Annotated in this window: 11 protein-coding genes; 2 read left to right on the top strand and 9 right to left on the bottom strand. The window is 60.6% G+C overall.

Annotated elements, in window-relative coordinates; all coding sequences use genetic code 11:
- Positions 1–6 precede the first annotated feature (6 nt).
- Positions 7–798, top strand: coding sequence for a hypothetical protein (locus ILFOPFJJ_RS12215; RefSeq protein ID WP_173510812.1), 792 nt, complete (start codon positions 7–9; stop codon positions 796–798).
- Positions 799–1463: 665 nt separating this feature from the next.
- Here the strand turns inward: ILFOPFJJ_RS12215 and ILFOPFJJ_RS12210 are convergent.
- The 3 genes from ILFOPFJJ_RS12210 to ILFOPFJJ_RS12200 form a co-directional block, all read right to left on the bottom strand.
- Positions 1464–2441, bottom strand: coding sequence for a threonine/serine dehydratase family protein (locus ILFOPFJJ_RS12210; RefSeq protein ID WP_173510811.1), 978 nt, complete (start codon positions 2439–2441; stop codon positions 1464–1466).
- Positions 2441–3433, bottom strand: a complete 993-nt coding sequence (locus ILFOPFJJ_RS12205; protein ID WP_173510810.1) for an ornithine cyclodeaminase family protein — start codon at positions 3431–3433, stop codon at positions 2441–2443. Before ILFOPFJJ_RS12205 ends, ILFOPFJJ_RS12210 begins: the two co-directional genes overlap by 1 nt.
- Positions 3434–3659: 226 nt before the next feature.
- Positions 3660–4985, bottom strand: coding sequence for an NAD(P)/FAD-dependent oxidoreductase (locus ILFOPFJJ_RS12200; protein ID WP_173510809.1), 1326 nt, complete (start codon positions 4983–4985; stop codon positions 3660–3662).
- 233 nt (positions 4986–5218) lie between these two features.
- Between ILFOPFJJ_RS12200 and ILFOPFJJ_RS12195 the strand changes: the two genes are divergently transcribed.
- On the top strand, positions 5219–5695 hold the full coding sequence (locus ILFOPFJJ_RS12195) for an Lrp/AsnC family transcriptional regulator (RefSeq protein ID WP_173510808.1): 477 nt from the start codon (positions 5219–5221) through the stop codon (positions 5693–5695).
- 145 nt (positions 5696–5840) lie between these two features.
- Here ILFOPFJJ_RS12195 and ILFOPFJJ_RS12190 read toward each other — a convergent pair whose 3' ends face one another.
- The 6 genes from ILFOPFJJ_RS12190 to ILFOPFJJ_RS12165 form a co-directional block, all read right to left on the bottom strand.
- Entirely contained in the window at positions 5841–7496 is a 1656-nt protein-coding gene (locus ILFOPFJJ_RS12190; protein WP_173510807.1) for an ABC transporter ATP-binding protein, read from the bottom strand.
- Positions 7496–8359 carry an ABC transporter permease gene (locus tag ILFOPFJJ_RS12185; RefSeq protein WP_173510806.1) on the bottom strand — a complete coding sequence of 288 codons (864 nt, stop codon included), beginning with the start codon at positions 8357–8359 and terminating at the stop codon, positions 7496–7498. Before ILFOPFJJ_RS12185 ends, ILFOPFJJ_RS12190 begins: the two co-directional genes overlap by 1 nt.
- A complete protein-coding gene (locus ILFOPFJJ_RS12180; RefSeq protein ID WP_173510805.1) occupies positions 8356–9306 on the bottom strand; it encodes an ABC transporter permease in 951 nt (316 codons plus the stop codon). Before ILFOPFJJ_RS12180 ends, ILFOPFJJ_RS12185 begins: the two co-directional genes overlap by 4 nt.
- A gap of 85 nt (positions 9307–9391) precedes the next feature.
- A complete protein-coding gene (locus ILFOPFJJ_RS12175; RefSeq protein WP_173510804.1) occupies positions 9392–11002 on the bottom strand; it encodes an ABC transporter substrate-binding protein in 1611 nt (536 codons plus the stop codon).
- A 70-nt stretch (positions 11003–11072) separates the two neighbouring features.
- On the bottom strand, positions 11073–11786 hold the full coding sequence (locus tag ILFOPFJJ_RS12170) for an HAD-IA family hydrolase (protein WP_173510803.1): 714 nt from the start codon (positions 11784–11786) through the stop codon (positions 11073–11075).
- Positions 11787–12029: 243 nt separating this feature from the next.
- On the bottom strand, positions 12030–13406 hold the full coding sequence (locus ILFOPFJJ_RS12165; protein ID WP_173510802.1) for an aspartate aminotransferase family protein: 1377 nt from the start codon (positions 13404–13406) through the stop codon (positions 12030–12032).
- Between the last annotated feature and the right edge of the window lie 10 nt (positions 13407–13416).

The raw sequence follows: 13416 nt of genomic DNA, 5'->3' as shown, positions 1-13416 counted from the left end.
GATATCATGAAGATTTGCATCGTTCGCACTCTAGCGGCAATCGGAACTTGCCTCGCTGCAGGCACTGTCAAGGCCGCGGACATTTATTCGCCGATGACGCCGGAGCTTCAGCAGACGACCACCGAAAACGGATGGACCTTTTCCTTCGCCCCTTATTTCTGGGCGGCCGGATTGTCGGGCGACGTTGCACAGTTCGGGCTGCCGGCGGTGGACGTCGATGCCAGTTTTAGCGACATCTTCGACCATCTCGAGTTCGGCGCGATGGCGATTGGCGAAGCCCGCAACGGTCCGTACAGCATCTTCGCCGACGTCATGTATACGAAGATTTCGGGGCAGGCTGGCACACCAAGAGGTATTCTTGCGACGGACGTCGAGCTCACATCGGAAACCTTCGCCGGGCTGCTCGGTGCGGGATACTCCGTCTTCGAGAGCGGGGCAGCGCGGTTGGACGTGGTCGGCGGCCTGCGCGTATGGTCCGTCGAAAGCGAGCTTTCCTTCCACGGAGGGCTTCTCGATGGGCGCACCAGAAGCGATGACGCTACCTGGGTAGACGGTCTGGCCGGCTTTCGCGGTACCTATTCGCTGACACCTGAAATCTACCTGACGGGATGGGGGCTCATCGGTGCCGGTGCGGCCGATCTCGACTGGGACGTCGCCGCGGCGATCGGCTACCGGTTCAGTGACACGATTTCGGCGGTCGCCGGCTATCGCGCACTGGGGGTGGACTATAGCAACGACGGCTTCGTGTTCGACGCTGTTCAGCAGGGGCCAATTCTGGGGCTCGTACTGCGGTTTTAGGGACGCTCGTGCGCCTACGGAGAGCATTGTCTGTGTGCTCGCCGGCAGGAATTTAGATCCCGGCACGCGGGCGGGCATGATTCGAAGTCGGCAAACACAACGTGCGCCAGTCGTACCCTTGACAGATAAAATCCAGGTCGCATCGACGTCAGCGACGAGTTCGCTCGCGAGCGCCCCTTGCCCGGCCCTTGGCAGCCTGCTGCTGCGAAAGGGTGCATCGCCTGTGGGCATCAGTTCTGGGCATTAGGGCGCCAATGATCCCAAAACGGGATCCGGCACGACTGGAAAATCAAGGAATTAAGGGGATTTAGCGAGAATTGGCTGGGAACCTGGATTCTCACATGATTTCAAAGGCTTAGCGAAATTGCCTTTGAATTCCCTATATTTTCCCGCCGCGAGCGACCGTGGATGCCACCTTTGTGCCCTGGCTTTGGGCCTCAGTCAACACATGCGTAGAGCGGCAATAATTTCCGCTTCTAGGCCCTAAGCGCGCCCTTCGCTTGCGGGTCAGCACGAGCAGTAATGGGTGGCAAGCGGTCGTCGCCAAGCTGATCGCCGAATGACGTGTTCGTGCCGCATTCTGGCCCGGCAGATTCTTGCTTGGCGATGAGGATCTCAGACGTTCGACTGCGATCGGGTGGTAAACTGACCGAAGCTGGAACTGATTACCCCGCTACATTGTATATCTCGGCAAGGTCGCATAGATCCCAGTTCCCGCCAGACAACACCGCACACACTTTTTCATCGGGCTTGACGTCTATGGTGCCCGCCAACAGTGCTCCGATGCCAATCGAGGCGGCTGGTTCAGCGATCAATTTCGCATCCTTGGCAAGAGCACGCATCCCGGCGATGATGTGCTCGTCTTCAACAAGAACAATCTCGTCTACATATTTTTCGATAATCGGATACGGGTTTTGACCCGGAACGCTTATCCTCAAGCCATCCGCAATAGTGTTCTTCAAGGGAAGCGATGTGCGCTCCTTGTTTATCCGGCTGTGAAAATACTTCGGTGTCAAGGCAGGCTCTGCCCCGATAACGCGCACCGATGGTTTCGTTTCTTTTATGGCGGTAGCGATTCCCGAGATTAGGCCTCCGCCACCTACGGGAACGATGACCGTATCTACATCGTCCAGGTCCTGCAGGATTTCACACCCGATCGTTCCCTGGCCGGCCATCACGATGGGGTCTTCAAACGCGTGAACAGCCGCGTATTTGTTTTCTTCAGCGATTTCATACACCCTTTTCCATCTGGCGGCGGTGTCGCCATCGAAAAGAATGACCTCTGCCCCGAGGGCTTTTGTGTTTTCGATCTTGATTTTGGGCGTGGTGACCGGAACGACCAATATCGCTTTTACGCCCAGCATCCTGGCAGCATAAGCAAGCCCTTGGGCATGATTGCCTGACGACGTCGCGATAATGCCGTTTGCGATCTCTTCTATCGAGAGCGAGAGAGCCTTGTTCAGGGCGCCGCGGATCTTGAAGGCGCCAGTAATCTGCAGGGTTTCGGGTTTGAGATATAGCTGACAACCAGCGGCTTTCTCAATTTTGTCCGCGCGCAATAGCGGCGTGTGTCTGACATGCGGTTTCAGCCTTTCCTGAGCTTCACGGATGTCCTGAATGGTGGGGTAGTTGCGCATGGTCATTACTCAAAGAACTGAAAGAACGTCCCGACGTTATTGGCTATGGCGTTCTGATAGATTTTGCTGGCTGTCGTATTGTCTTGTATGGCCATCCCCGTGGAATCGAAAATCGTGATTTCGTCATCACCTTCTCGTCCCGGCTTCCATCCCAACAATACCTCGCCGATTTCGCCATGGATGTCGTCTTTGGCGATGATGTTTTTATTCAGCGGGTGCCAGGTCTCGCCCTTTTCGGCGCACTGCGCAATCGAGTCGACGACTACTTTTGCGTTCCTGAAGAGCTCCGGATCCAGCTCCTGTTTGCCGCGTTGATCTGTTCCGATTGCAACGATGTGTGTACCGGGCTTCACCCAATCCGCTTCCACAAGCTCCCCTTTTCCCCGGGTCGTCGTAATCACAATATCGGCCTGCTCAACGGCTTCCTTCTTGGAGCTTGCGGCGATGACGGGAATGCCGAATTCGCGTTCGATGTCCGCCTTGTATTTGGAAAGCGTTTCCGGGGTGCGGCTCCAGGCGTGGATCTCTTCGATCTTCATGATCTCGTTGATCGCCCGGATTTGCATTCTCGCCTGATTACCTGAACCGATCGACGCGATCGTCCGGGCGCTCTTTCTCGCCAGTGCTTTGACGGAGACGGCTCCAGACGCCCCCGTTCTGAGGCCAGTGATCAAGCTGCCATCCATGATGCAAATCAACGCACAGTTCCTGGCATCAAACAGGAGAATTGTGCCCATGCTATTCGGCACGCCATGTTCTGCCGGGTTGTTAGTGAACCCTCCAGAGTGCGCTTTCATGGAGATGATTTCATTGACCTTGTAATAGCCAAGCTTGAAGTCGATTTCTCCGCGGAGAGAGGGGAGATGTATCCCGATATAGTCAGGTTGTTCCACCTGATCGCTGCTGAAGGCCTTGTAAGCTTCTTCCACCGCGCCGATGACTTCCGTCATACCGATTAGCCGTCTTACTTCATCCTTCTTAAGCAGCAGCGTTTTCATGCATGACCTCTTTATTTTCGGATTCATCGGCACAACACGCCCTATACCGCAATCACCATAGTGGCCGAGCGGGGAGACTAATGGCCGCATTCGCCGCGACCTGAAGCAGATTGCTTTGTATCGCATAGAGGTTTTGGCAGAGAGTTGCGGCAGGCGTCTTTCCGAGCTTAGGCGAAAATGTTGGAAGGGGCGCTTTCCCAGATTGGTCCCCATGCGGGGACCTCATCTAAAAGTCAGCGACTTTACCCCAGGCGGATTTTCGGAAGCGGTCCGGATGGTAGGGGCGGGGATCGACGATCGGCTCGTTACCGGTCACGATGTCTGCGATCAAGTGGCCGGCGCCCGGACCGATACCGAAGCCGTGCCCGCTGAAGCCGGCGGCGAGGATAAAACCCGGTACGTCGGCGATTTCGCCGATGCCCGGGACCCCGTCCGGCGTGCTGTCAATATAGCCCGCCCATGCGGCGGCGATGCTGGTGTTCTTCAGGGGAGGCAGGAGGTCGAGTGCGCGCGAATGGGTGAGGCGAATGGTGGCCATATCGACCGCGGGATCAAGGATGCGCGTGCGCTCCATCGGCGTGGGGGCGTCCAGTCGCCAGCGGGCCAAGGTCTCATGGCCGGAGCGGAAGCCCTCAAGCCTGCCTGGCGCCAGGCTGCGCCAGCGTTTGACGAACATCGGCAGAAATTGCGGCGAGAACCTGAGTTGCTGCGGCGTCGGGTCGACGCGGCCGCGGCCGCTGATGGCGAGTGTATAGCCGCCGTCGGCGCGGCGAGTCACCGAAACAGCGGCCGTATGCAGCGCATCCGGAAGGCCGATGGCGCCCGGCGAGACGGCAAGGATCGACGAGCGGATAGCGGCCTGCGGAAAGCGGATACCTAGCTGGCGGCAGAAGGAGGAGGCCCAGGCGCCGCCGGCGAGGACGGCGGTTTTCGTGCGGATGGTGCCATGCTCGGTGACGACACCGGATAGGCGACCGCCTTCTGTCTCTATGCCACGGGCGGCGCAGGACTGGTGCACGGTGCCGCCAAGCTTCAGGATCGCACGCGCGACCGCGGGTGCCGCGCTTGCCGGATCGGCGGTGCCGTCGGTCGGCGAAAAGACGCCCCCCTTCCACGGCTTTCCGGTGGCGCGGCCGCGTTCGGTCGCCTCGGCACTGTTGAGCATATGGGTGGTGACGCCGACGGTCCGGGCAAAGTCGCGCCACCGGGCCCAGCCGGCCAGTTCCTCTTCGCTATTGCTGAGGTAGAACAACCCGCAGCGTCTGAAGCCGGGGTCCTCGCCGCTCTCGGCGGCGAAACGTTCCCAAAGATCGAGGCTCTTCGTCGCCATCGGCAATTCGCGGGCGTCACGGTTCTGCTGGCGGCACCAGCCCCAGTTGCGGCTCGACTGCTCCGCGCCGATCCGGCCCTTCTCGACGACGGCTACCTTCAATCCGCGGCGGGCAAGATAGTAGGCCGCAAACACGCCGACAATGCCGCCGCCGATTACCACGGCATCGGCGTCTTCGGGCAACTGCGGCGTTGTGTCGATGAGTTTCAGCGGTGCTGGCATGGCGTGACCTCCGTTACCACTACAGTCTAGCGGCTTTGGCGCAACGGCGTTGCCGGACTGCGACTGCGCGCAGCACAAGATTCCGTCTTGCGGGAGCAATGCCGCCCTTTCTGCTTCGGCCCATTGTGCCAAACGAAATCGACACGTCTCTCCAGTGTGTTAAGGTCATAGCTGGGAAAGTCGCAGCACAATCTGCTGTCCCGTTGGCCACGTAGCAAGGGGGAAGGCGCGCCATGAAACTCGACCGGATCGACATCAAGATTCTGTACGAACTGCAGAAGAATGGCCGCATCACCAATGTGGAACTCGCCGAGTTGGTTAACCTGTCGCCGAGCCCCTGTCTGATGCGGGTCAAGAAGCTGCAGTCGGAGGGTTACATTGAGGGCTACTCGGCGCAGATCAACGTCAGCAAGCTCGGGCAAACCCTTACGGTCTTCACCGAGATCACGCTGAAGAACCACCGGCAGATCGACTTTGCCCGGTTCCTGGCAGCGATAGACAAAGTTGACCAGGTGATGGAATGCCATCTGGTGTCCGGCGGCTACGACTATCTTCTGAAATTCGTCACGGCCGGGATCGGCGAATACCAGACGATCATGGAGCGCCTCACCGACATGGACGTGGGCATCGACAAATATTTCAGTTTCGTCGTCTTGAAGTCGCCGATCGTCAAGGTGCACATGCCACTGACCAGCCTGTTTCGGATGTAGAATCTTCGGATCGGTTTGCGCAGCGGGCGCTTGCGATTTGGCTCGCTCCCGGAGCCTCACCCGACGCGGCATGATGTCGTTCGCGTTTCCTTCGGTCCTTCTTCGGGCTGAGGCGATGGCCACCAGGTTGGGATGAGCCGGCGCCTCAGCGCCGGCGATAGGCTCGCACGAGCTCCGGATCCTGTTCGAGCCCATCGAGCCACGTGGGGTCGAGCCTCGGCACCGACGAGAAGAGCAACTGCGAATAGGGATGCTCAGGTGTCTTGATCTTCTCCGGCGAGATTTCCTCTACCTTTCTGCCGCCATACATCACGACGATCTCGTCGCAGATCGCCTCCACCACTGAGAGGTCATGGCTGATGAAGATGTAGGAAAGACCGAGCTCGCGCTGCAATTCCTTGAGAAGATCGATGACGGCGGCGGCGACCACCGTATCGAGCGCCGAGGTGATTTCGTCGCACAGGATCAGCTTCGGGTCGGCGGCAAGCGCGCGGGCGAAGTTGACGCGCTGCTTCTGGCCGCCGGAAAGCTCGCCCGGGCGGCGATGACGCAGGTTGCGCGGCAGACGCACCATGTCGAGCAGCTCGTCGATGCGTGCGCTGCGCGCCTTGGCATTCATCCCGTGATAGAAGGTAAGTGGCCGGGCTAAGATGTCCTCGACGGATTTCGCCGGATTAAGCGCCGTATCGGCATATTGGAAGACGATCTGCATTTCGCGTAGTTCATCGCGCGAGCGCTCGCGGGCGCTGCGACCGAGTTCCTTGCCGTCGAAGACGATCTTGCCGATAGCGGCCGGCAATATGCCGGCGATGGCGCGAGCGAGCGTCGACTTGCCGCAACCGGACTCGCCGATGATACCGAGGTTGCGCCCCTTCTCTACCTTGAGACTGACATGCTCGACTGCGCGCACGAGCGGCAGGCCGTCGGCCTGGGCCTGGCCGTAGCCAGCGATGAGATTTTCGATTTCGAGCAACGGGGCCGGACCACTCTCGGCCGCGCCCGCAGCGCCACGGGGTTTCGGCTCGAAGGCGGCGAGCAGCTCCCGCGTGTACGGGTGCTTCGCGCCATTGAGGATCTCTTCGGTCGTGCCGATCTCCTTGGTCTCGCCGCCCTTCAAAACGACGATCCGATCGGCGATCTGGGCGACCACGGCGAGGTCGTGCGAGACGTAAACGCCGGCGATGCCGCCGTTCTTCATGACCGACTTGAAGGCGCGCAGCACCTCGATCTGCGTCGTCACGTCAAGCGCCGTCGTCGGCTCGTCGAAGATGACGAGCTTCGGGTCCCCGATCAGCGCCATCGCCGCTGAAAGCCGCTGCAACTGGCCGCCGGAGACCTGGTGCGGATAGCGGCTACCAATCGTTTCGGGCTCTGGTAGCGACAGCGCCCTGAAAAGCTCGACGGCGCGGGCGCGCGCCTCGTCGGACGACATGATCCCATGGATGCGGGTGACCTCGATCACCTGGTCCATGATTGTGGTGGCCGGGTTGAATGCGGCGGCGGCTGATTGCGGAACATAGGTGACCTCGGTGCCGCGCACCCTGGCGCGCTGCTTTTCGCTCAGCGTCACCATATCCTTTCCGGCGACTGAGACGCTGCCGCCGGAGATGCGACAGCCGGGACGGGCATGGCCCATCAGCGTGAGTGCGATCGTCGTCTTGCCGGAGCCGCTTTCGCCGATCAGCGCCACGATCTCGCCCTTAGCGATGTCGAAGCTGACGCCGTTGATGATCTCGACGCGGCGGCCGGAATCGGTGGTGGCTTCGACCTTCAGGTCGCGGATTTCTACGAGATTTACCATCATTCGCTCCGATCGCGGATCTTCTTGGGCAGGTTGTCGATCAGCAGGTTGACGCTGATGGTCAGGCTGGCGATCGCAAAGGAGGGAGCCATCACCGCCGGTGCGCCAAAGGGCAGGCCGCCGATATTCTCACGCACGAGAGCCCCCCAGTCTGCGTAAGGCGGCTGGACGCCAAGGCCGAGGAAGGAGAGGCCGGAGAGCAGGAGAACGATGAAGACGAAGCGGATGCCAAGGTCGGCAAGTACAGGTCCGACGATGTTCGGCAGGATTTCCGAGCGGATGAGATAGAGGGTGCTTTCGCCACGGATTCGGGCGACGGTGATGAAATCCATCGCGTTGATGTTGACGGCAAGCGCGCGGGCGAAGCGGTAGGCGCCGGGGATATAGATCACCGACAGCGTCAGGATCAGTACGGGAATGGAGGAGCCGACGGCAGCGACGACCACAAGGCCGAACAGCTTGCTCGGGATCGAGTTGAGGGCGTCGAGGAAGCGGCTCAGGACCGTGTCGAGCCAGCCGCCGGCGACCGCTGCGAACATGCCGAGCATCACGCCGCTGAAGCAGGCGATCGTAACTGCCGCAAGCGAGATACCGACCGTATAGCGGGCGCCCATCAGGATTCGCGAGAGCATGTCGCGGCCGAGATAATCCGAGCCGAGCCAGAAGTCGCGGCTCATCGGGCCGAAGTAATCGAGGTCGACGATCTCGCCGACAGGGTAGGGGATGATCAGCGGCGCGAAGATCGCGATCAACGCCCAAAAAAGGATGACCGAGAGACCGACCATGCCGATGATGTTGAAGCGATAGCCGAGCCGGGTTCCGGAAATCCGGTCAGCCTTGGTCTCAGAATTGGTCATTGTCATCGGAGCCTCGGATTGGAAAGGATGGCTATGATATCGGCGGCCGTGATCAGGAGCAGGTAGCCGAGGCAGAAGATCATCGCGCAGCTCTGGATCAGCGGCAGGTCGCGAGTGGCGACGGCATCGACCATCAGCTTGGCAATACCTGGATAGTTGAAGATCGTCTCGACAATGATGACGCCGCCGAGCAGGTATGAGAGCGAAAGCGCGACCGCGTTGACAATCGGTCCCAAAGCGTTCGGCAGCGCATGCCGAAACACGATGCGCGGCCGCGAGGCACCCTTGAGCAACGCCATCTCCACATAGGGCGTGTTGAGCGTCTCGATCACCGCTGCCCGGGTCATGCGGATCATTTGTGCCGAGATGACGAAGGTAAGGGTGATCACCGGCATGGCATAGATGCGCAGGAGCTCCGTCAGCGACGTGACTTCGTTCGCGAAGGAGAGCGCCGGCAGCCATTTCAGGTAGACGGCGAAGATCAACACCGCGGAGGTCGCTATCATGAATTCCGGCACGGAGATGACCCCTATCGTCAGCACGGTGACGGCGCGGTCGTACAGCGAGCCACGTAGCATCGCCGCCGTGATGCCGAGCGTCAGCGCGATTGGCACGGAAAAGAGCGCGGTGACGCCCGCGAGCTGCAGCGTGTTGATGAAGCGCCCGCCGATCAGATCCGCGACAGGCATCTCATTGGCATAGGAGGTGCCAAGGTCGCCCTTCAGCAAACCAACGATCCAGCGCAGGAAACGGAAGATCGCCGGGTCGTCGAGATGCATGGCCTTGCGCAGACCTTCGACTGCCTCCGGCGTGGCGGCCTGTCCAAGCAGGATCGTCGCTGTGTCTCCCGGCAAGAGCGTCGTGGCGAAGAACACAGCGAAGGAGACGATCACCAGCGTGATCAAGGCGATGAGCAATCTGCTCAACACGAGCGATAGGACATGATTGTTCACACGCGTTCCCTTTCGGCATTCGAGATTTCAAACCAAAAGGATCAGGGCTGCAGCGCTGCGGCTGCAACCCCGACCGTTCGCTTCATCAGGCTTCGAGCCAGACATACTCCGCGAAAGCATAACCCATCTGGCCGCCAAGCGGGTTGGCTTCCAAGCCCTTGAGCTTGGCGGTGATCGCGTCGACATTGGAGATATAGGCCGGAATGATGGTGCCGGCTTCGTTTGCGACCATCACCTGCATCTCGTTGTAGATCGCCTTGCGCTTCTCCTGATCAAGTGAGCCGCGCGCCTCGATCAGCATCTTGTCGAATTTCTCCGACTTGTACTGGCTTTCGTTCCACGGCGCTTCCGTAGTGTAGAGCAGCGAGAACAGGATGTCCGGTGTCGGACGCGGGTTGATGTTGCCGAAATGGACCGGCGCCTTGAGCCAATAATTGTCCCAATAGCCGTCGGCCGGAACGCGCTGGACATCGAGCTTCAAGCCGATCTCGGCAGCGGAAGCCTGTATGATCATCGCCATGTCGATCGAGGAGTTTGCGGCCTCCGAAGCGATAACAGGGATCGACTGGCCAAGGACACCGGCCTTCTCGAAATGGAATTTCGCCTTTTCCGGATCGAACGCCCGCGGCTTCAGGTCGCCATTATGGTAGAAATTTGCCGGCGAAACCGGCTGGTCGTTGCCGACTTCTCCGAGGCCGCGGAGCGCTGACTTGACGATCTGCTCGCGGTTGACGAGGTACTTCATTCCCTCGACGAAGTCCCGCTTGCTGCCGGGCTCCAAGTCCATGCGTATGTTGAGATTGGTGTAGTTGCCCGAGGTGGTTTTCGAGAGCACGAAGCCGTCGCCTTGGGCCTCGACCAGGCGCATGGAGCGCGGATTGATGGTAGCGGCGAGATGGATGTCGCCCGAGAGCAGTGCGTTGACGCGCGAGCTATCGTCGCTGATCGCGAAGTACTCGAAGGAATCGACGTTCGGGCCGGACTTCCAATAGTTCTTGTTCTTGATGCCGACCGAGCGCACGCCGGGCTCGAAGACTTCTCTCACGAATGCGCCGGTGCCGTTGCCTTTGGAAAAATCGGTCGTGCCATCGGCGACGATCATGAAGTGGTGCATCGACAGGATGGTCGGCAGGTCGGCGTTCGGATTTGCGAGCGTGATCTCGACCGTCTGCTTGTCCACGGCCTTGAAGCCTGTCATCTGCGCTGCGATCTTCGCGACCTTCGAGCCGACGGATGGATCGAGATGGCGTTTCAACGAGAAGACCACGTCGTCGGCGGTCAATGGCTTGCCGTCGTGGAAAGTGACGCCGCTCCTCAGTTTGACCGTCCAGGTCTTCGCATCCTTGGACTCGATCGCCTCGGCGAGCTCCATCTGCGGGGTGCCGCTCTTATCGAGGAAGGTGAGACGGTTGTAGAAGGAGCAGCAGCGCACATAGTCGGTGGAGAGCGATGCCTTGGCCGGGTCGAGCGTGTCGGCGGTCGAGGACGACCAGCCGGCCGCCTTGAGCGCGCCGCCGGAGACCGGCGTTGCAGCAACCGCGTTGGAGGCGCGGCCGAGCGCGAGACTGCCGGCGGAGAGAGCAACGCCGCCCGCGAGCATCATCTGCAGCAGTTCACGGCGTGTAGCGCCGCGGCGGACGGCGTTTTCGACCATGGCGTCGTCGGATCTGGTCCAATTAATGATCTTGTCGTTCATGTCATTCCCCTTTTCGTCTGTTGGCGGGCTGCCCGTCTTCCGTGGGCTTGGACCCAATCCGGTGAACTGCTCAGCTACGTGCGACGGCCACGGCATCGGCGAGGCCGGCCATGGAGGTGAAGTGGTAGTCGGGCTCGGTGAACTCGGCCGGCTCTATGGTGCCGCCGTAACCTTTCTGCGCGTGGCGCCGCTCGATCCAGCAGTTGGTCAGCCCAAGCTTCCGCGAAATGCCAATGTCGTGGTACTGGCTCTGGGCGACATGGAGGACATCATCCTTCGAATCGCCTTCCGAGCCGATGAAGTCGAAAACCTTCTGAAAGAAGGCGGGGTCAGGCTTTTCGGTGCCGGTATCGTCGGCGGTGAAGGCGGCGTAGAAGGGATTGCCCAGTTCCTTGGCGAACAAATCGAAGGCCCAGCGGCGCGCATTGGTCGTAGCGACAAGCCGGTAATTCTTCGCAAGGCGCGCCAGCGCTTCGGCGCTGTCTGCGAAGGCCCTCCAGTTCCCGGCGGAGTCCCTGAGACGCTCGCCATATTTCCGCTCAGTCGGAAGGCCGAGCTTCGGCGCGATTTGAAGATAGACGCGCACCAGATCGTCCGGGAAGAGGTCGGCGTCCTTGGAGTAGCGCGCCGCGCGGTAGAGGCCGAGCGCCTCCTCGCCATCGATGGCGACACTGGTCTCGGCGGCGATGCCGGCAAGGCAATCCTTGAGTCCGCCCTCGAAGTCGATCAGCGTGCCGACGACGTCGAAGGTCATGTATTTGAATTCGGGAAGGCTCTTGTGCACATCGATTCCCCAGTTTTTTCGCGTCCCACGTCGGAGCGCCGACTTCATGAAGAAGAATATTCTGTTCCCGTCGGCGAGATGTTTTCTCCCGCTCTTGCTGGAAAGGCCGCATATGCTGGGATCCGGCCGCTTCCTTGATTTGAGTTTGGCAGTTGTGCCGCGCCGGAGTCTCTGAAAGGGCGCCGTAGCGCGGCACAAAATTTCGAATATGGCGGTTCCGCGATATATCGCGTCAGTCGTCCATCAGGCCCTCAAAGCCTGGCGAACATCCAGGTCTTCCAAGGTCTCGTCCAACGTTTGGCGGGTGCGCTCGACGATTTCGTCGATCTCCGCTTCGGTGCAGCAGAGCGGCGGCGCGTAGCCCAGCACACCATTGGCGAAGGCACGGATGACAAGGCCGTTTTCCCAGGCACGGTCGAAGATGCGCCGCGCCGGCTCCGCGGCTGCCGGCAAAGGGGTCTTCCTCACTTTGTCGACGACGAGCTCGACGGCGGCCAGCATGCCACGGCCGCGCACGTCGCCGACGAGCGGGTGGTCTCTTAGGCTTTCAAGGCCCTGCATCAGACGGGCACCGGCCTTCCGCCCGTTTTCCAGCAGGCCGCCTTCGTAAAGCTTCAGCACTTCCAGGCCGACCGCCGCGCTGACCGGATGAGCCGAATAGGTATAGCCGTGGCCGACGGCGGCAGCGCCGGCACCGTCGGCGATCGTCTGATAAACATGGTCGGCCATGAAGACCGCGCCCATCGGCACGTAGCCGGAAGTGAGACCTTTGGCCGTGGTGATGAAATCCGGCACGATCTCGTCCTCCTCGCAGGCGAAGAGCGGGCCTGTGCGGCCGAAGCCGGTGATCACCTCGTCTGCAACGAAGAGGATGCCGAGCTCGCGGCAGAGTTCGCGCATCGCCTTCATCCAGCCCCTGGGCGGCACCAGCACGCCGCCCGAGCCCTGGATAGGCTCGGCATAGAAGGCGGCGACGCGCTCGGGACCAATATCCTCGACCTTGCGACGGAGTGCCGCCAGCGATGCGTCAATGATTGCCTGCGGATCCTCACCCACCGGATTGCGGTAGGCATAATGCGACGCGATCTTGTGCTGCCAGTCGAAGGGAATGCCGAAGCCGGCATGGAAGGCCGGCAGCGCGGTGAGGCCGGCGCCGACGGTCGAGGAGCCGTGATAGCCCTGTTCGACCGAGATGAACTGATCGCGCTGTGGCTCGCCACGGGCAATCCAATAGTAGCGGATGAAGCGGATCGTACTGTCGACGGCATCGGAGCCGCCCAGCGTAAAGTAGACATGGTTGAGATCGCCTGGTGCGCGTTCGGCGAGTTCAGAAGCGAGGCGGATGGCTGGCTCCGAACCGAGGCCGAAATAGGCCGTCGCGTAAGGGAGTTCGCGCATCTGCTTTGCTGCCGCCTCGACGATACTTTCATGTCCGTAGCCCGCATTGACGCACCAGAGTCCGGCAAAACCGTCGATCATTTGCCTGCCCGAGGCGTCGGTAACCGTTGCACCTTTGGCCGAGGCGAGCACGCGCACGCCGAGCTTTTCGTGGCTGCGATAGGAGGCGACCGGATGGATGAGGTGGGCGCGATCGAGTTCGATGAGGGAGTTGCTGTACATCAAAAATCTC

Origin of the sequence: Sinorhizobium psoraleae, assembly GCF_013283645.1 — a bacterium.
Lineage (GTDB): Bacteria > Pseudomonadota > Alphaproteobacteria > Rhizobiales > Rhizobiaceae > Sinorhizobium > Sinorhizobium psoraleae.
This window is presented reverse-complemented; position numbering and strand designations above follow the sequence as displayed.

Excerpts from the sequence above, each read along its gene's own strand:
- ILFOPFJJ_RS12215 (WP_173510812.1), top strand. The coding sequence starts at position 7 with ATGAAGATTTGCATCGTTCGCACTCTAGCGGCAATCGGAACTTGCCTC.
- ILFOPFJJ_RS12210 (WP_173510811.1), bottom strand. The coding sequence starts at position 2,441 with ATGACCATGCGCAACTACCCCACCATTCAGGACATCCGTGAAGCTCAG.
- ILFOPFJJ_RS12205 (WP_173510810.1), bottom strand. The coding sequence starts at position 3,433 with ATGAAAACGCTGCTGCTTAAGAAGGATGAAGTAAGACGGCTAATCGGT.
- ILFOPFJJ_RS12200 (WP_173510809.1), bottom strand. The coding sequence starts at position 4,985 with ATGCCAGCACCGCTGAAACTCATCGACACAACGCCGCAGTTGCCCGAA.
- ILFOPFJJ_RS12195 (WP_173510808.1), top strand. The coding sequence starts at position 5,219 with ATGAAACTCGACCGGATCGACATCAAGATTCTGTACGAACTGCAGAAG.
- ILFOPFJJ_RS12190 (WP_173510807.1), bottom strand. The coding sequence starts at position 7,496 with ATGGTAAATCTCGTAGAAATCCGCGACCTGAAGGTCGAAGCCACCACC.
- ILFOPFJJ_RS12185 (WP_173510806.1), bottom strand. The coding sequence starts at position 8,359 with ATGACAATGACCAATTCTGAGACCAAGGCTGACCGGATTTCCGGAACC.
- ILFOPFJJ_RS12175 (WP_173510804.1), bottom strand. The coding sequence starts at position 11,002 with ATGAACGACAAGATCATTAATTGGACCAGATCCGACGACGCCATGGTC.
- ILFOPFJJ_RS12165 (WP_173510802.1), bottom strand. The coding sequence starts at position 13,406 with ATGTACAGCAACTCCCTCATCGAACTCGATCGCGCCCACCTCATCCAT.